The organism is Sphingomonas leidyi (genome assembly GCF_011761945.1).
GTDB classification, from domain to species: domain Bacteria; phylum Pseudomonadota; class Alphaproteobacteria; order Sphingomonadales; family Sphingomonadaceae; genus Sphingomonas; species Sphingomonas leidyi.
On record NZ_JAASQV010000002.1, the window covers coordinates 157988 to 175797 of the forward strand.

14 protein-coding genes are annotated in these 17810 nt (G+C 71.5%); 11 read left to right on the forward strand and 3 right to left on the reverse strand.

The genetic code is table 11. The annotated features are described in order from the left end of the window. The first annotated feature begins 6 nt into the window (after positions 1–6). The 10 genes from FHR20_RS10420 to FHR20_RS10465 all read left to right on the forward strand — a co-directional run bounded on the left by FHR20_RS10420 (position 7) and on the right by FHR20_RS10465 (position 8105). Positions 7–543, forward strand: a complete 537-nt coding sequence (locus FHR20_RS10420; protein ID WP_167299593.1) for a hypothetical protein — start codon at positions 7–9, stop codon at positions 541–543. Then, positions 543–950 carry a DUF1636 domain-containing protein gene (locus FHR20_RS10425; protein WP_167299594.1) on the forward strand — a complete coding sequence of 136 codons (408 nt, stop codon included), beginning with the start codon at positions 543–545 and terminating at the stop codon, positions 948–950. Before FHR20_RS10420 ends, FHR20_RS10425 begins: the two co-directional genes overlap by 1 nt. After that, complete coding sequence (cobT, locus tag FHR20_RS10430; protein WP_167299595.1) at positions 947–1960, forward strand: nicotinate-nucleotide--dimethylbenzimidazole phosphoribosyltransferase; 1014 nt, start codon at positions 947–949, stop codon at positions 1958–1960. The genes FHR20_RS10425 and cobT overlap by 4 nt, the downstream gene beginning before the upstream one ends. Further along, the gene (locus FHR20_RS10435; RefSeq protein ID WP_167299596.1) at positions 1957–2511 is read left to right on the forward strand and encodes a histidine phosphatase family protein; all 555 of its coding nucleotides are present in this window, start codon (positions 1957–1959) and stop codon (positions 2509–2511) included. Before cobT ends, FHR20_RS10435 begins: the two co-directional genes overlap by 4 nt. Further along, complete coding sequence (locus FHR20_RS10440) at positions 2508–3227, forward strand: adenosylcobinamide-GDP ribazoletransferase (RefSeq protein WP_167299597.1); 720 nt, start codon at positions 2508–2510, stop codon at positions 3225–3227. Before FHR20_RS10435 ends, FHR20_RS10440 begins: the two co-directional genes overlap by 4 nt. Further along, positions 3224–4189: an aminotransferase class I/II-fold pyridoxal phosphate-dependent enzyme gene (locus FHR20_RS10445; RefSeq protein WP_167299598.1), complete on the forward strand. Its 966-nt coding sequence runs from the start codon at positions 3224–3226 to the stop codon at positions 4187–4189. Before FHR20_RS10440 ends, FHR20_RS10445 begins: the two co-directional genes overlap by 4 nt. After that, a complete protein-coding gene (gene cbiB, locus FHR20_RS10450) occupies positions 4182–5120 on the forward strand; it encodes an adenosylcobinamide-phosphate synthase CbiB (RefSeq protein WP_167299599.1) in 939 nt (312 codons plus the stop codon). The genes FHR20_RS10445 and cbiB overlap by 8 nt, the downstream gene beginning before the upstream one ends. Further along, the gene (locus FHR20_RS10455; RefSeq protein WP_167299600.1) at positions 5108–6565 is read left to right on the forward strand and encodes a cobyric acid synthase; all 1458 of its coding nucleotides are present in this window, start codon (positions 5108–5110) and stop codon (positions 6563–6565) included. Before cbiB ends, FHR20_RS10455 begins: the two co-directional genes overlap by 13 nt. Further along, a complete protein-coding gene (gene cobU / locus FHR20_RS10460) occupies positions 6562–7068 on the forward strand; it encodes a bifunctional adenosylcobinamide kinase/adenosylcobinamide-phosphate guanylyltransferase (protein ID WP_167299601.1) in 507 nt (168 codons plus the stop codon). Before FHR20_RS10455 ends, cobU begins: the two co-directional genes overlap by 4 nt. A 68-nt stretch (positions 7069–7136) precedes the next feature. Beyond that, the gene (locus FHR20_RS10465; RefSeq protein ID WP_208413558.1) at positions 7137–8105 is read left to right on the forward strand and encodes a hypothetical protein; all 969 of its coding nucleotides are present in this window, start codon (positions 7137–7139) and stop codon (positions 8103–8105) included. Here FHR20_RS10465 and FHR20_RS23160 read toward each other — a convergent pair. Next, positions 8099–9490, reverse strand: a complete 1392-nt coding sequence (locus tag FHR20_RS23160; protein WP_167299602.1) for a LytTR family transcriptional regulator DNA-binding domain-containing protein — start codon at positions 9488–9490, stop codon at positions 8099–8101. The genes FHR20_RS10465 and FHR20_RS23160 overlap by 7 nt on opposite strands. Positions 9491–9616: 126 nt before the next feature. On the opposite strand from FHR20_RS23160, the gene FHR20_RS10475 reads away from it, so the two are divergent. After that, positions 9617–10693, forward strand: coding sequence for a serine hydrolase (locus FHR20_RS10475; protein ID WP_167299603.1), 1077 nt, complete (start codon positions 9617–9619; stop codon positions 10691–10693). Between the two features lie 45 nt (positions 10694–10738). Here the strand turns inward: FHR20_RS10475 and FHR20_RS10480 are convergent, their stop codons facing one another. Together FHR20_RS10480 and FHR20_RS10485 are read right to left on the reverse strand one after the other, a co-directional pair. Then, complete coding sequence (locus FHR20_RS10480) at positions 10739–11101, reverse strand: EF-hand domain-containing protein (RefSeq protein WP_167300467.1); 363 nt, start codon at positions 11099–11101, stop codon at positions 10739–10741. 33 nt (positions 11102–11134) lie between these two features. After that, positions 11135–17191, reverse strand: a complete 6057-nt coding sequence (locus FHR20_RS10485) for an autotransporter-associated beta strand repeat-containing protein (protein ID WP_167299604.1) — start codon at positions 17189–17191, stop codon at positions 11135–11137. Positions 17192–17810 lie beyond the last annotated feature (619 nt).

Consider the following 17810-nt stretch of genomic DNA (forward strand, 5'->3'; position numbering starts at 1 on the left):
GACAATATGACGCAGGCACGCGCCTCCACCTTGTGGATCATGCTGCTCACCCTGGCGAGCATGGCGACCAGCTTCGCCCTTGCCTGCACGGCTCCCGTCGCGGCGCTCGCCGCGCTGGCGGCGGTGCACATGCGCCGGCGCGACGGGATCGCGCTGGCGCTCGCCGCCTGGGGCGCCAATCAGGCGGTGGGCTTCCTCTTCCTCCATTATCCGCACGACCCGAAGACGCTCCTGTGGGGCGTCGGGCTGGGTACCGCGGCGGCGGGGTCGGCGATCGGTGCCTATGCGGCGCTCGCCCGGCTGCGGGTGCGGTCGACCGCCGCCAGGCTCGCCATCGCCTATGTCGCGGCGTTCGTGGCGGGGAAGCTGGTGACCCTGTGCTGGGCGGCGGTGCTCGGCGGCGTCGCGATCACGCTCCATCCCGGCTATTCGCTCGACCAGTTCCTGCGCAACGGCGCGATCCTGATCGGGCTCTACGCCTTCTACCACCTCCTGCGCGCGCTCGGCATGCCCGCACCGCGGCAGAAGCTCGCCCCCGCCTGATGCTGAAGCGCGTCGCGGACGGCCCGGCGGTCGTCGCCTGCAACACCTGTCGCCACTCCGCCGATGCCCGCGAGGACGGCGACGGCGTGCGCGGCGGCGCCCGGCTGGTCGCGGCGCTGCGCAAGGTGCAGGCGAGCGACGCGCGCTATGCCGGTGTCGCGGTCCAGGAGATGCCCTGCCTGTTCGCCTGCACCGATTTCTGCACCGTCCATCTGCGCGCGCCCGGCAAGGTGGGCTATGTCCTCGGCCGGTTCGCGCCGGACGAGGACAGCGCGCGCGCCATTCTCGACTATGCCGTGCACCATGCGGCGAGCGAACATGGCCGGGTGCCCTTCCAGCAATGGCCGGAAGGCGTCAAAGGGCATTTCATCACGCGCACCCCACCACCTGGATACGTCGCCGAATGACCTTTGCCTCGCCCGCCGATTTCCGCGCCGCGCTTGCCGATCTCCGCGGCCCCGATCAGGGCGCTATCGCCGCCGCCCGTGCCCGCCAGGCCGAACTGACCAAGCCGGCCGGCTCGCTCGGCCGGCTCGAGGAGATCGCGCTCTTCCTCGCCGGCTGGCAGGGCACCGCCCGGCCGCGGATCGCCCGCGCCCGTGCCGCGATCTTCGCCGGCAATCACGGCGTGACCGTGCACGGCGTCAGCGCCTTCCCGGCGAGCGTGACCGCGCAGATGGTCGCCAATTTCGAGGCCGGCGGCGCGGCGATCAACGCGCTGTCGGGCGCGGCGGGGCTGGAGCTGGTGGTGACCGCGCTCGATCTCGACAAGCCCACGGCCGACTTCACGATCGGCCCCGCGATGACCGAGGCCGAATGCCTCGCCGCGCTGAATGCCGGCGCCGCGGCGGTGGCCGGGGATCTCGACCTGCTCACCATCGGCGAGATGGGCATCGGCAACTCGACCGCCGCCGCCGCGCTCTGCCTGCGCAGCTTCGGCGGCGCGGCGGCGGACTGGATCGGCCCCGGCACCGGCGTGGATGCGGAGGGGATCGCGCGCAAGACGGCGGTGGTCGAGCGCGCCCTCGCCTGCCACCTCGATGCACCCGCCGACGCGTTCGAGACGCTGCGCCGCGTGGGCGGGCGCGAGATCGCCGCGATTGCCGGCGCCGTGCTGCAAGCGCGCCGGCTCGGCATCCCGGTGGTGCTCGACGGGTTCATCGGCAGCGCGGCGGTCGCGCCGCTCGCCGCCGACAATGCGGCGATCGCCGCGCATTGCATCGCCGGCCATGTCTCGGCCGAGCCCGGCCATGCCCGTCTGCTCGCCCGGCTCGGGCTGGAGCCGCTGCTGGCACTCGGCATGCGGCTGGGCGAGGGCAGCGGCGCGGCGGTGGCAGTCGGCGTGATCCGCGCCGCGCTGGCCGCGCACGACCAGATGGCGACCTTCGCCGAAGCGCAGGTATCCGGATCGCTGTGACCAGCTTCGCGCTCCATCTGCTGCGCCACGGCGCACCCGTCCTGCCCGGGCGGCTGATGGGGCATACCGATGGCGAGCCGACGGCCGAGGGCATCGCGGCATGCGCGGCACAGGCGGCGGATCTGGGCGCCGCGCATCTCGTGAGCTCGGACCTGCTCCGTGCCCGCGCGGCGGCCGAAGCGATCGGAACGCCGATCCTGGACCCGCGCTGGCGCGAGCTGGACTTCGGCGCATGGGACGGGCTGGCGCCGGACCGGGTCGATCCCGACGCGCTCGCCGGCTTCTGGGCGGACCCCGATGCCAATCCGCCGCCCGGCGGCGAGCGCTGGTCGGAACTGGTCGCCCGCGTCTCCGCGGCGCTGGGCGCGCTGGCGCCCGCACCCACGCTCGCCGTCACCCATGGCGGGGCCATCCGCGCCGCGCTGCATCTGCTGTGCGGCTTCGAACAGCACCAGCTCTGGGCGCTCGACCTGCCCTATGGCGTGCTGGTCTCGTTGCGCGTGTGGCCGGGCGCGCGGCCGACCGCCCAGATCATGGGCCTCTATCCGTGAAGGGGCTGATCGTCGCGATCCAGTTCCTCACCCGACTGCCGACGCCGCGGATCGCGGTGAGCGGCGCGGAATTCGCCGCCTCGATGCGCTGGTTCCCGGCAGTGGGGCTGATCGTGGGAGCGATCGTCGCGGCCGGATGCCGGGCCGGCGCGGAGATCGATCCATGGACGGCCGCGCTTGCGGGGCTGGTGCTCTGGGTGGCAGTCACCGGCGCGCTGCATCTCGACGGGCTCGGCGACATCGCCGATGCCTGCGGGGCCGCGCACAAGGATCGCGACCGCGTCCTGGCGGTGCTCGCCGACCCGCATCTCGGCAGCTTCGGCGCGGTGGCGATCGGGCTGCAACTGCTCGCCAAGCTGCTGCTGCTGCACGCGCTGGCCGCGAGCAGCGCCTATGCCGCCATTGCCCTGATCCCGTTCGCGGCGCGCATCGGGCCCCTGTTCTGGACGCGCTGGCTGCCCGATCTACACGCCGGCCTCGCCGCGCGGTTTCGCGACGCGGTGCGCCCGATCGACCTGGCGATCTGGACGCTGGCGCTGCTCGCCGCCGCCTGGTTCTCGCCCAGCCTGCTCGCCACCCCGCTGCTGCTGTTCGGCTGGGCCGCATGGCTGTGGCGCAAGCTCGGCGGCATCTCGGGCGACGGCCATGGCGGCGGGATCGAAGCGACCGAGACCGGCCTGCTCCTCGCGGCGCTGCTCGTGGCACGGTTCGCATGAGCGGCTGGACCTGGCATGGCGGCGGGATCGAAGCCGCGCGGCGGCACTTCGGCGGGAGCGACTGGCTCGACCTGTCGACGGGCATCAACCCCCATCCCTGGCCCGGCGCCGATGCAGTGGCGATCGACTGGCGGCGCCTGCCCGAACGCCAGGAACTCGCCGAACTCGAAACCGCGGCCGCCGCATATTTCGGCCTGGACCCCCGCCATGTCTGCGCCGTGCCGGGCACCGAGATCGGGCTGCGACTGGCCGGCAGGTTGCTCGGGGGGGCGGCACAGTTCGCCGCCCCCAGCTATCGCACTCATGCCGAGATGATCGCGAACGCCGCGCCGACCGATCTCGACGACGCGGATGACGGCACGCTGATCCTCGCCAATCCGAACAATCCCGACGGGCGCGTTCTTGCCCCGGCGCTGCTGGGCGCGCTGCTCGGCCGGCGCACCGACGACGCATGGCTGCTGCTCGACGAGGCCTTTGCCGATGTCGATCCGGCGCCGAGCCTGGCCGGCCGGATCGGCGACGCACACCGCCTGGTGATCTTCCGCTCCTTCGGCAAGTTCTTCGGCCTGGCCGGCGTGCGGCTGGGCTTCGTGCTCGGGCCTGCCCCGCTCCTCGATGCGATTCGGGCGGCGCTCGGCGCCTGGCCGGTCTCCGCCGCCGCCATCGCCATCGGCACCGCCGCCTATCGCGACCGCGCCTGGATCGAGGGGATGCGCGGGCAGCTCCCCGCCCAGGCCGCCGCGCTCGACACGGTGCTGCACGAGGCGGGCCACCGCCCGGCCGGCGCCTGCCCGCTCTTTCGCCTGATCGAGGTGGCGGACGGCATGGCGCTGTTCGAGCGGCTGGCACGCCGCGCGATCCTCACCCGTCCCTTCGCCGATCGGCCGCACTGGCTGCGCATCGGCCTGCCGCCCGACGAAGCCGGCCGCGCACGGCTCGCGGCGGCGTTGGCCGATGGCTGAGCCGATCGCCCTTGCCGCGCTCATGCTCGACGCCGCGCTGGGCTGGCCGGACGCGCTCTATCGCCGGATCGGCCATCCCGTCGGCCTGTTCGCGCAGATCATCGGCGCGTGCGAAGCGCGGTGGAACCGGCCCGAACGCAGCTTCGGCACCCGGCGCGCGCTGGGCATCCTCGCCTTGCTGCTGCTGATCGCGCTCGTTGGCGGCGCCGGCTGGATCGCCCAGCAGCTGCTCCTGCGGCATCTCGGCCCCTGGGGCTGGCCCGCGGTCGCGGCGCTCGCCTGGCCCGCGCTCGCCCAGCACAGCCTGTTCGATCATGTCCGCCCCGTCGCCCGGGCGCTGGCCCAGGGCGACCTGCCCGCCGCGCGCACGGCGGTGGGCAGGATCGTGGGCCGCGACACCGCGATGCTCGACCAAGCCGGGGTGTCGCGCGCCACGATCGAGAGCCTGGCCGAAAGCTTCTGCGACGGCGTGGTCGCGCCCGCCTTCTGGCTGCTGCTGCTCGGCCTGCCCGGAGTGTGGACCTACAAGGCAATCAACACCGCGGACTCGATGATCGGCCATCGCGAGCCGCGCTGGCAGGCGTTCGGCTGGGCCGCGGCGCGCGCCGACGACCTGCTCAACCTGGTTCCCGCCCGGCTTTCCGGCCTGCTGCTCTGCCTTGCCGCCCCCGGCGGCTGGCGGATCCTGTGGCGCGACGCCGGCAACCATGCCTCCCCCAATGCCGGCTGGCCCGAAGCGGCGATGGCCGGTGGACTGGGGCTGCGCCTTGCCGGCCCGATCGCCTATGACGGCGTGATGCACGACAAGTCCTGGATCGGCGACGGCCGCGATGACGCGGACAGCGGGGACATCCGCCGCGCGCTGCGCATCTATGTCCGTGCCTGCCTGCTGCTCTGGCTCGTCGCGGGAGGCATGGCATGGGCGCTCTGATGCTGCAGGGCACCGGCTCGGACGTGGGCAAATCGGTGCTGGTCGCCGGGCTCTGCCGCGCCTTCGCCAATCGCGGGCTCGCCGTGCGCCCGTTCAAGCCGCAGAACATGTCGAACAACGCCGCGGTGACGGCGGACGGCGGCGAGATCGGCCGCGCCCAGGCATTGCAGGCGATCGCCTGCCGCGTGGAACCGCATAGCGACATGAACCCGGTGCTGCTCAAGCCCCAGGCCGATCGCACCTCGCAGCTGATCGTGCAGGGCCGGGTGCGCGGCACGCTCGGCTCCGGCAATTTCCGCGAAGCGCGCGGCAGCCTGATCGCCGAAGTGCTGGCGAGCTACCGCCGGCTCCGGGCGGAATGCGACCTGGTGGTGGTCGAGGGCGCCGGCTCCCCGGCCGAGATCAACCTGCGCGCCGGCGACATCGCGAACATGGGTTTCGCCCGCGCCGCCGGGGTGCCGGTAGTGCTGGTCGGCGACATCGACCGGGGTGGCGTGATCGCGGCGATCGTCGGCACCCGCGCGGTGATCGAGCCCGAGGACGCGGCGATGATCCGCGGCTTCCTGATCAACAAGTTCCGCGGCGATCCGGCACTGTTCGAGGACGGCTATCGCGCGATCGAGGAACGGTCCGGCTGGCCGGGCTTCGGCGTGGTGCCCTGGCTGGCCGCCGCCGTTCGCCTGCCCAGCGAGGATGCGGTGGTGCTGGAGCGCGGCGCGCCGCGCGGCGGAGGGCGCAGGCTGGTCGCGTGCCCGATCCTGCCGCGCATCGCCAATTTCGACGATCTCGATCCCCTGAAGCTGGAGCCGGGCGTGGAACTGGCGATGGTGCCGCCCGGCACGCCGATTCCGGGCGATGCGGCGCTGATCGTGCTGCCCGGTTCCAAGGCGACGATCGCCGATCTCGCCTTCCTGCGCGCCCAGGGCTGGGACATCGACATCCACGCCCATCATCGCCGCGGCGGCGCCGTGCTCGGGCTGTGCGGCGGCTACCAGATGCTCGGGCGCAGCGTTGCGGATCCGCTGGGGATCGAGGGGCCGCCGGGGCAGGTCGAAGGGCTCGGCCTGCTCGATGTCGCGACCAGGCTCGCGCCCGGCAAGATGCTGCGCCAGGTGGCGGGCGTCGCACTCGGCGCACCCGTCCATGGGTATGAGATGCACATGGGCGAGACGACCGGCCCGGACACGGCGCGCCCCTTTGCGCTGCTCGACGGGATCGGCCCCGAAGGCGCGATCAGCCGCAACGGTTCGGTGATGGGCAGCTATCTCCACGGACTGCTCGCCGCGCCCGAAGCGCGCGGCACGCTGCTCGCCCGGATCGGCGTGGCCGGGTCGGGCCGCGACCATGCGGCGGACGTCGATGCCGCGCTCGACCAGATCGCCGCCGAACTCGAATGCCATGTCGATATCGACCGCTTGCTGCAACTGGCCCGGGGGACTTCATGACCAGGCTGTTCGTCCTCGGCGGCGCCCGCTCGGGCAAGAGCCGCTATGCCCAGCAGCGCGCCGAGGCGCTGCCCGGCCGCCACGTCTTCGTCGCCACCGCCGAAGCCTGGGACGCGGAAATGGCGGAGCGCATCGCCCGGCACCGCGCCGATCGCGACGCGCGCTGGGAGACGGTGGATGCACCGCGCGACCTGTCCGCCGCGCTCGATGCCGCGAGCGGCACCGGGGCGGTGGTGCTGGTCGACTGCCTCACGCTCTGGGTCAGCAACCTGCTGCTCGCCGATGCCGATATCGAGCAGGCGACGGCCGGGCTCCGCGCGGCCATTGCGCGCTTCGACGGCCGGCTGATCCTCGTCGCCAACGAAACCGGCCTCGGCATCGTGCCGGACAATGCGCTGGCACGCCGCTTCCGCGATGCGGCGGGGCGGGTCAACCAGGCGGTCGCGGCGGTGGCCGAGGAAGTGACGTTCATCGTCGCCGGCCTGCCGATGCGGGTCAAATAGCCCGTTCGGAGCGTTGGAGCCCCCGGGGATGGCATGATAATCGCGGAAGCGCAGTTCGGGAGTGCAACATGGGAGTGCCGGTCAAGATCCTGCTCCAGACCACGATCCCCATGATCGCGGACGATTGGAACATCGCGCGCTTCTCGATGCTGCGCGAACACCTGGCCGGGCTGGCCGGCGAGAACGGCATGCCCATCTTCGAAGTGACCGCGCGCAACCGCACCGCCCCCGGCGCGCCCGATCCGGTGCTCTCCACGCTCGACCGGTCCGACTATGCGGCGCTCTGGCTGTTCGCGGTCGATACCGGCGACGGGCTCACCGCCGAGGATTGCGCGGCGATCGGCCGCTTCCGCCGGAGCGGGCGCGGCCTGTTGGTGACGCGCGACCATATGGATCTGGGCTGCTCGGTCTGCTCGCTGGGCGGCGTGGGCGCGGCGCATTTCTTCCACAGCCACAATCCCGATCCCGAGGAAGACCGCCGCGTCGACGACGATCGCGAGACCGGCGACATCCGGTGGCCCAATTATCATTCGGGCGCGAACGGCGATTTCCAGGAGATCGCGATCCTCGGCGACGTCCATCCGGTGCTGCGCGACCCGGATGCGGCGGGCGGGCTGATCCGCTTCCTGCCCGCGCATCCGCACGAGGGCGCGGTCGGCGCGCCGGCGGACGATCCTTCGGCGCGGGTGGTGGCGATGGGCACCAGCAAGGTCAGCGGGCGCGCGTTCAACATCGCCATCGCCTTCGAGCCTTCGGAACAGGGCGGTCCGGCCTGGGCGGAATCGACCTTCCACCATTTCGCCGACTATAATTGGGATCCCGCCCGCGGCTGCCCCAGCTTCGTGGCCGAGGCGCCCGGCCAGGGTCTTGCCGCTTCGCCCGAGGCGCAGGCCTCGGTCCGCAACTATGCGCGCAACCTGGCCTTGTGGCTGGCCGGCCGCCTGCCCATCGACGAACGGGCCCGGCAGCGCGACCGCGAGCTGGACGAGGCGCTGAAGGAAACCTTTCCGGCCAGCGACCCGCCCGCGATCTACTGATCGCGCCAGGCCGCCAGCGCCGCGCGATAGGTGCGGCCGACCGGGATCGAACTCCCGTCGATCAGTTCGATCGGCCCGCCCCGGTGCAGCGCCGCGACGCTTGCGCCGTTGACGGCGTGGCTGCGGTGCACGCGTATCAGATGCGGTGCCGCCATCCGCACCAGCGCACCGAGATTGACGGTGACGAGCAGGTCGCGCCCGTCGGCGAGATGGACGCGGCAATAATCGTCCTCGGCCTGCGCGCGCAGCAGGTCGCCGCTCGCGATGCGGTGCTGCACATTGCCGTGCGGCAGCGTCACATAGGCCGGTACGACCGGCGCCGGCATCGGTGCTCCCACCGGGACCGCGCGCCTGGGGAACGCGACGGCGGCAAGGAAGGCCGCGGCCAGCAGGTAATAGCCGGAATCCAGAAAGCCCGGCACGAGCGACGACCAGAGCAGCGCCAGGCCATAGCCGCCCAGCAGCACCCGCATCCGCCCCCGCCCGAGTGCCGCGCCCGCCAGCGCGGCGCCCGCGCCGGCACGCAGCGCCCAGAGCGCCTTCGCATCCCAGGCCGGCAGCAACCATGCCCCGCCCACCGCGAGCGCCGTGGCCGACAGCAACAGCAGCCGCGCCCGCCGCTCCACCAGCGCGCCGGCCAGCCATGCCAGCAGCAGCGCGCCGATCCCCGCGAGCAGCGCCACGACGAAGAGCCGGGTCACCTGCCAGGGATAGGCATAGGTCAGCATCAGCTTCGACGCCTCGGCCACCGCCTGCGCCAGTACGACGCCGCCCAGCAGCGCGGCCACGCGCCCGGTTCCGGCGAACAGCTGGAGCAGCAGGGCCGCCACCAGCAGCCCCAGGGCGATCAGCGTCGGCAGATAGGCGCGCAGCACGCTGCGCAGCGGCTCCTGCGGCGGGCCGACCGCGAGCCGGTGCACCGGCCGGCCGACCGGCACCCAGCGATGATGCGCGGAGAACCGCACCTCGACCAGATTGTCCCCCGCGCGCAGCCGTTCCCAGGGCACCGGGAAGCTCGCGGTGAACCTGCCGGGCACTTCGCGCGCGCGATCCGGGCCGACTCGGCCGTTGACGCCGATCACCGTGCCGTTCCACCGCACCTCGGCACTCGCCATCGCCGTCACGTCGACCGCCAGCGCCTCCTCCCGCCGCGGATCGGCGATCCGCACCACGCGCCGCATCACCGTGACCGGCGCGGCGAGCGGCGCGCCGGTCGGCTCGCCCCAGCCGCACGCGGCATTCGAGGGGCAGATCCACCATGCCGGGCCCCTCGACTGCGGGGCCGGCACGGGCCGGGGCCACGCCGCGATCCCGAGCGCGGCCAGCCCGGCAAGGAGCAGGAACGGCGCGATCAGCGATGCGGGGATGCGTTCACCGACCGCCACGAACGCTCACCGATTGGCGGTGGCGATCCGGCGGAGCCGATCGCAGGAGTGGATGGAACGCCCCATGGCGCGTTCCTGACGTTCGCGCCGGGATCGCGCAAGGGGCCCCCAAGGGAGAATCGAGAAGTGGAGCATATCGATCGCCGCATGCTGATGGCCGGCATGATCCTGCTGCCCGTCACTGCCCGTGCCGCGCGCTTCGGGAGCGGTGCGGAGCAGGCCGGGCTCGACGCGCTGGTGCGCAAATGGGCGAACGAGCAGGGCTTCAGGGGCCTGGTCGCGCTCGGCCGCAAGGGACACGCAACCGCGAGCAGCGCCCAGGGCTTCGCCAATGTCGAGATGCGCCTGCCGTTCGATCTCGACGTGCCGATGGCCATCGCCTCGATCTCCAAGCGGATCACGGCGGTCGCGGTGATGCGGCTCGTCGAGCGCGGCCAGTTGGCGCTCGACACCCCGATCGCCCGCTATCTTCCCGCCTATCGCAAGGATATCGGCGCGCAGGTGACGCTGCGCCACCTGCTCTCGAACAGCAGCGGCATCCCCAACCAGTTCGGCGCCGTGGTGCGCGCCCGGCCCGAGCTCTTCGGCAAGGACATGCCCGCCGGCGAGGCGGTTTCCCTCTTCGCCTCCGGCGATCTCGTGTTCGCGCCCGGTACGCGCTTCGACTATGCGCTGACCAACTGGATCCTCGTGCTGGCGATCCTCGAAACGGTGTCCGGCACACGATTCCCGGATCTCGTCCGCAACCTGGTCACCGCGCCGCTCCGCCTGGGCGCCACGCGCCTCGAGCATCTCGGCGATTCCATGTCCTACCGCACGCTCGATCCGCCCACCGTCTGGGCCTCCCCCACGGCCGATTATCTTGCGGCCGGCGGCGGCTTCTGCGGCACGGGGCGCGACCTGATGCGGTTCGCCCATCGGGTCTATGGCACGTCCTTCCTCACCGCCGATTCGCGCCGCGCGCTGACGACAATCGAAGTGGCGTCCGATCATTATGCGCTCGGCGGCCGCGTCCGCGAGGTGACGATCGCGGGGAAGGCCGTGCGCTGCGCCTGGGATACCGGCAATCGCGCGGGCTATCGCTCGGTGCTCGGCCACCGGCTCGACGGCAAGGGCACGGTGGTGGTGCTCAACAACACCGGCTATTCGCAGAAGACGATGGACGAAGTCGCCGAAGCGGCGCTCCGCCTTCAGGCCGGATAGGCCGGTACCTTCCCCCGGCCCATGTCGCCGGGGGAAGGCGCGGGATCACGGCGCTTCGTCGGCGTCGATCACGCCATTGTGGTTGGCATCGGCCTTGTCGAACTTGGCGAGATCCTCCGCCGCCAGCTCCGCGGCGCTGACATAGCCGTCGCCATCGGTGTCGAGCCGCTTCAGGCGGCGATCGACCTTGGCCTGGTCCATCGTCTCGCCGCGCTTCTCGGCCGACTTGGTCATGAAGGCGAGCAGTTCGGCCGGGCTACCCTTGCCGTCGCCATTGGTGTCGAGGCTCCTGAACTTCTTGGCCGAGGCCGCCTGGGCCTCCGCGCGGGTCTGGCCGGCCTTCTGGGCAAGCGCCTGGCCGGAGACCAGCAGCGCCGCGACGGTCACGGCGATCTTCACATTCTTCATGATGTCCACTCTCCTTGCATGCTCATATCGTGATCAGAACCGGAAGCCGGCGCTGGCCCGGGCGCCGACGCTCGAGCCGCCGCCGCCGGTCTCGCCGCGCACGCCCAGGCCGAGCACGAAGCGGCCGACATTGGTCGCGGCGTCGAGCCGCCCGGTCAGCGTGGTCCTGCCGAACTGCGCGCCGCGCGCCACGAAGCCGTTGCCGGTGTCGATGAACCGGAACATCCGCCGGGTCTCCGGATCGTCGATATAGGAGCGCCCGCCAATGTCGCCGGTCAGCGTCACGCCGCCCATCGCCGCGGTGCCGCGCAGGCCATAGCCGGCCAGGCTGGTGGTCGTCCGCGCCTTGCCGGCGATCAGCGCCGCCGCGCCGCCCCATTCCTGCGCCCGATCGAACGTCGTCGCATTGACGCTTGCCCCCAGATAGGGCCCGACCCGTACGCCCTTCCCCAGCGGCGCGAGATAGGCCAGCTCGCCGAAAGCGGTATAGCCATGACCGTCGCCCGCCCCGCTCAGCTGGTTGGCCAAGCCGCCAAAGGCCACCCGGCGATCGGTCGAGAAAGTGTTCGCCGAATAGCCGAGGCCGCCGGCGATGCGCAGGCCGTGCAGCGTATAGCCGAAATAGGCGAAGGCCGAATTGCTCACCAGCTTGCCGTCGCTGGCGCGCGCATCCAGGCGGACATCGTTGCTGGCATAGCGATAGGAGAAGCCGTAGCGCAGATTGTCGCTGGTCATCTCGATGCCGCCCGCGAGCACCCGGCGGTTCGATTCGATCCCGGCCAGGCCGTCGCGCGCGCCGGCCTTGAGCTGGCCGACATCCCCCGCCATCCACAGCGTCCGCTTCTGCTCGCGCGGCCCGTCGATCCGGCCGATCAGCTCGCGCGCCGCGTCATGCCCGTCGCGCGCCGCCACCGTCATGCCCGCCGCGAACACTTCGCCGGAAAGCTGGTCGAAGGCGCCGCGCGCATCGCCGGCGTTGAGGCCGATCACTGCGTCGAACACCCCGCCCGAGCTCTGCGCGCCGACCGCGGCGGCGACCGCCATCTGGTTCGGCGTCTGCGCCACCGCGCCCAGGCTGACATCGTTGCGCAGCAGGCGCAGCTGCACGCTCGCCGCATTGTAGACCAGCGAGGGCGTGAGGAAGGCAAGGTCGGTGACGACGCTGCCGAAACTGCCCGTCACGCTCGATCCGGAAAGGATCGTATAGGTGGTGAGCGGCAGGAAGTTGGTCTGCCCCCCGGTCAACACCGACACGGCACCGCCGTTGATCGTCACCGCCCCGGTGGCGACGATCTGGTCCGAGAGCCCGGTGGGCGAGACTTCGACCTGATAGGTCGAGCCCGCTGCAAAGGTCAGGCTGCCATTCACGTTGAGCGTGCCGATCGAATTGCCCGGCGCCACGATGCCGGAGACGGTGAGCGCGCCCACCCTGCCCGAGCCGCCGATGCGGCCGGTCGCGCCGATCGTCACCGCTCCCGCGAGCGAGCCGTTCACCACCAGCAGGCCGTCGTTGATCGTCGTCGAGCCGGTATAGGTGTTGGCGCCGTTCAGCGTGAGCGTGCCGCTGCCCGACTTGACCAGGCGGCCGGTGCCCGAGAGCACGCCCGAATAGGCGGAGGCCCCGGCGGCGTTCACGGTCAGCACGGCGCTGCCGAGCGCGATGCCGCCGTCGCCGGCCAAGCCGCCCACGGTGGTCGCGAAGTTCGCCAGATTGACCGCGCCCGGCGCCGTCACGGTGAGCGTGCCGGTGCCGAAGGCATTGGCAACGCCCGCCGTCAGCGTGCCGCCGGTCACTGTCGTACCGCCCGAATAGGTGTTGGCGCCGCCCAGCGTGAGCGTGCCGCTGCCCGATTTCACGAAGCTGCCGGTACCGCCGATCACGCCGGTGAAGCTGCTGGTCGCGCCTATGCCGGCGGCGAGCGAACCGCTGCCGAGCAGGATGCGGCCCGCGCCGCTCAGGCCCGAGACCGATGCGGCCGCGCCGTTGACGTCCAGGGTCGCCCCGCTCGCGACGCTGAGTGCGCCGCCGCCGATCGTGCCGCCGTCGAGCCGCAGCGTGCCGGCCGAAACCGTCGTCGCCCCGGCATAGCTGTTCGCGCCGGCCAGGGTGAAGGTGCCGCCGCCCGTCTTGGTGAGCCCGCCGCTGCCGCTGATCGTGCCGGCATAGCGCGTGTCGGCATTGCCGCCGCCGGTGGTCAGGCTGCCGCCCGATAGCGTCACGCGGCCATCGCCCGCCAGGCTGGCCACCGTCTGCGAGGCGGCGAGATCGAGCGTCGCGCCCGCCGTGATCGTCACATTGGTGCCGCTGGGCAGCGCGCCGTCCACGCCCGCGCGCAACGTGCCGCCGGCGATGCCGGTGGCACCCGCATAGCTGTTGGCGCCGCCCAGGATCAGCGTGCCGCCGTCCAGCTTGCTGATCCCGCCGGCGCCGCCGATCCCCGCGCCGATGGTCGCGCGCACGCCCGGATCGACACGGATACTGGTCTGCGCATCGGCCAGGCTCAGGCTGCCCGTGCCCGCGACGATCGCATAGCCATCGGTCATGAACTGCATGCCGGTCACGCCGATCGCGCCGTCGACGGTGACGGTGCCCGCCGCGCCCTGGAACACGGCGAAGCGGCTGCCCCAGCTGTCGTTCGCCGTGCCGTTCGCGTTGGTCCAGTTGGTGCGCGTGCCGGTCCAGCTGCCCGAACCGCCGCCGACCGCGCCGTTCGCGATGGTGCCGGCACCGTCCCAGAACTGAATCTCGGGAACGATATTGTCATAGACCAGATTGACCTGCTGCCCGACCGAGGTCTGCAGGTTGATGTGCGGTGCGTTCGCGCCGGCCGGCAACGAGCCGATCGTCAGGCCGTTGTCGATGAGCCTGCCGCTATAGTCGATCAGGCGGTAGACGCCGACGCCGAAGCCGCCCAGGTCGGTGACGTTCAGCCTGCCGCCGAGCGTCAGGTCGCCGTTGACCTGGATGCGGTCGCTCGCGCCCGCCAGGTTCGGCGTGCCGAGCCCCATGTCGAGCACCGAGCCGGCGGACAGGACCAGTCCGCCGGTGGTGAGCGTTCCCGCCCCCGCGCCGCCGGCCGCGAGATGCGCGCCGTCGGCGATCGTCACCACGCCCGCCGCGCTGCCCGAGCCGGAAAGCGTCGCGCCGCCGGCGACGGAGACCGCGCCGGCAACGCTGCCGTCGAGCTGGAGCGTGCCGGCATTCACCTGGGTCGCGCCGAGATAGGCATTGGCGCCGCCGAGCGTCAGCGTGCCGCTGCCGGTCTTGGTCAATCCGCCATTGCCGCTGGCGACGCCGGTGAAGCTGTCATTCGCATCGAGCCCGCCAGTGGTCAGGCTCGCGCCGAGCAGCACGCTGCCCGCGCCGTTCAGGCCGCCCACGGTCTGGTTCGCGCGGATGTCGAGCGTCGCGCCGGTGGCGACCGAGACGTTGCTCGTCGCCGGCAGCGCGCCGCCGCTCAGCGCCACCAGCGTACCGCCCTGCACGTTGGTCGCCCCGGCATAGCCGTTCGCGCCCGCGAGGATCAGCGTGCCGGCATCGTTCTTGATCAGGCCGCCGGTGCCCCCGATCGCCGCGCCGATCGTGGCGGTCAGGCCCGGGTCCACGCGGATGTTGGTCAGCGCGGTGTTGGTGGTCAATGTGCCGCTGCCGGCGGCGATCGCATAGCCGTCGGCCATGAACTGCGCGCCGGTGAACAGGATCGTGTCGTCCACCGTCACCGTGCCCGCCGCGCCGCCGAACACGCCGAACGCGCCCGCCCAGCCGCTATTGCCGGTCCCGGCCGCATCGGTCCAGTTGGGGAAGCTGTTGGTCCAGCTGCCGCCGCCGCCCTGGGCCACGCCGTCCCCCGAATTGTCGGTGCCGTCCCAGAACTGGATCGTGGCCGCCGCCGGGGTGCCGTAGATCAGGTTCACCTGGGTCGCGACCGAAGTCTGGATGGTCATCAGGCCGCCATTGGCACCGGCGGGCACGCCGCCGATCACCAGGCCGTTGTCGGTGAGCGCGCCGCTATAGTTGATCAGCCGGTAGACGCCCTCGCCGAAGCCGCCGACGTCGTGCACGTTGAGCGTGCCGTCGAGCGTGAGGTTGCCGTTCACCTGGATGCGATCGCCGGTGCCGGGAGCGGCGAGGTCATAGTTGAGCACCGAGCCGGCGGACAGGATCAGCCCGCCGGTGGTGAGCGTGCCGACGCCGCCATTGCCCGGGGCAAGGGTGGCGCCCGAAGCGTCGAGCACGCCGCTCACCTGCCCCGCGCCGGAAAGGACGGTGCCGGCCGCCATGGTCACCGCGCCCGACCAGAGGCCGGAAAGCGCCACGCCGCCGCCGTTGATGGCGAGCACGCCGTTGGTGGTGTTCTGGCCCGAGAGAGTCAGCATGCCGCTGCCCACCTTGGTGAGGCCGCCGCCGATGCCGGCGACGCTGCCGTTCAGGCCGCGGACGACGCCCGAGAAGATCGTGTCGCCGCCGAGCCCGCCCGTGGTGAGCGTCGCCCCCGCGGTGCGGCCGGTATCCACCGTGCCGCTGCCCGAAAGATTGCCGATCGTCTGGTTGTAGCCGATCTGGGTGCTGCTGCCCGAGCCGTCGACGCCGTTCAGGTCGAGCGTGCCGCCGCTGCTCAGGACCACTGCCGAATTGGCCGAGAAGCTGTTGGCGAGCAGGCCGGTGCGCAGCATGCCGGTGCCGCTGATGATCGTGTCGCCGGCATAGCTGTTGGCGGTGGTCAGCGTCAGATTGCCGCTATTGGCCAGCTGCAGACCGCCGGAGCCGCTGATCGCTCCGGCGGTCTGCAGGTTGCGCGTGCGGTTGTAGATCAGCGTGCCGTTGTTGAGGATCGTGCCGTTCACCGAGCCGCCGCTGGTGGCGTCGTAATCGTCGAAGCGCAGCGTCGCGCCGGCAGCGATGGTCGCGCCGTTCGCCAGCGTCTGGCTGTTGATGATGCCCCAGGCGCCGCCCTGGACGTTCAGCGTCTCGAACCCGGAGGCATTCACCAGCACCTGCGAGCCGGTGCCGGTGAGGTTGAGGATGTCGGTGACGGTGGTGCCGCTGACCGGATCGCCGTTCCAGCCCGCCAGATAGCCGTTGATCGTCGCGCCGGTTTCCACCGTCAGCGTGTTGGTGACATTGGTGTTGGGGGCAGGCGCGCCGCTGAAGGTCACGGCGTTGGTGGAGGCGCCGGTGGTCGTGCTGCCCGCCGCCAACGTCACGTTGTTGACCGTGCTCAGGCCAAGGTTGATGCGGATCGCCTCGCGCCCCAGGGGGCTGGAGCCGCTGCTGACGCCGCCATTGGCGCTGCCGCTGATCGTGCCGCGATTGACGATCGTGGTATTGCCGGTACCGAACACGCCGAACGCGCCGGTGATCACGCCGGTCGCCTCGTTGGTGAGGGTCAGGGTGCCGCCACTATGGCCGCGCACGCCTTCGCCCTGGCTGGAGGGCGCGCCGTTGAGCAGGCCGGTGCCGGTGATCGTCCCGGCATTGGTGATGGTGGTCGTGCCGCTGCTCTGGATGCCTTGCGCGCCGGTGATCGATCCGCCGGCCTGATTGTTCAGCACCAGGCTGGCGGATGCCAGGCTGAACTCGATGCCCTGCGGCGCGGCCCCGCTGAAGGCAGTGCCCTGGGACAGGCTGACGATCGTGCCGGAATTGGTGATGGTGACCAGGCCCGTGTCGGGCCCCGTGTCGCCGGTCGAGCCCTCCGCGAAGCGGATCGCGTCGTTGTTCGCCCGGATGATGCCGGTGTTCACGATCGTCGCCGTGCGATCATAGAGTCCCGCGGGCGCGCTGTTGATCCCGCGCCCGCCGCCGGTGCCGTCGGTCGATTCGATCGTGCCGTTGTTGGTGACGACGACGCCGGCGCCCGTGCTCCCGTTGTTGATGTTGACTGCCTGGCTGGTGCCGGCGGGGGTCGAGATCGCCCCGCCCGCCGCCACGGTCACCGTGCCGGAGCCGCTGACGCTCACGCTGCTCGTGCGCGTCGTCCCCGCGCCGATGGTGGTGTTCTGCGCATAGGCCGTGCCGGGCAGCGCCACGAAGCAGGCCGACAGGAGCAGGCGGGTGCGCACATTGCGGGCGCGGATCGAAAAGGTCATGAGTCTTCCTCCCCATCGCGGCGCCTTCGGCCGCATCGGTCATCGCCAGTCGCCTGGCCGCTGGTGATTTCGTCGGGCCCTGCGCCGCAGGCGCCTGCCCCCACCGCCCCCCGGCGGCGGCGTGTCGGCTAGGCCGGCGTCCGCATCGTCGCTTGCACTCCCATCGCGCACCTCTCTGCTCGTTTCCGGCTCTTCCCGGCCTGGGCGGACCGGTTGCGGAATTATGGGCGATAAGGCCCGATCCACCATCCGGAGTCAATAGAATGGTTAGTCCAGAATAATGATATTGGTCCGGTTATAGCACGGACATCATGACGTGACATTGGTGCGCACCGGCATTGACGACCACGCGGTCGTACATGGGCGACGCGTAACGGCACTTGCAGCCGCATGCACGAACCCCACAGAGCACATGGCCGCGCGTGGTCAGGCCAGTCACTCCCCAGCCGATTCCGATTGTCCGAAGCATTTGCCCGAAGCCGCCCCGATATGGCGGCCGCCCGCTAGGGTCCCGGGCGATTGTCCTTCGCGTGTTTCAGCATCCCAACCTCTCCCCGTACCGGCGCTTGTCTGTCAGATGGTTTTGGTTACCGGTGTCATACCAATAGGGCGTAGTTTT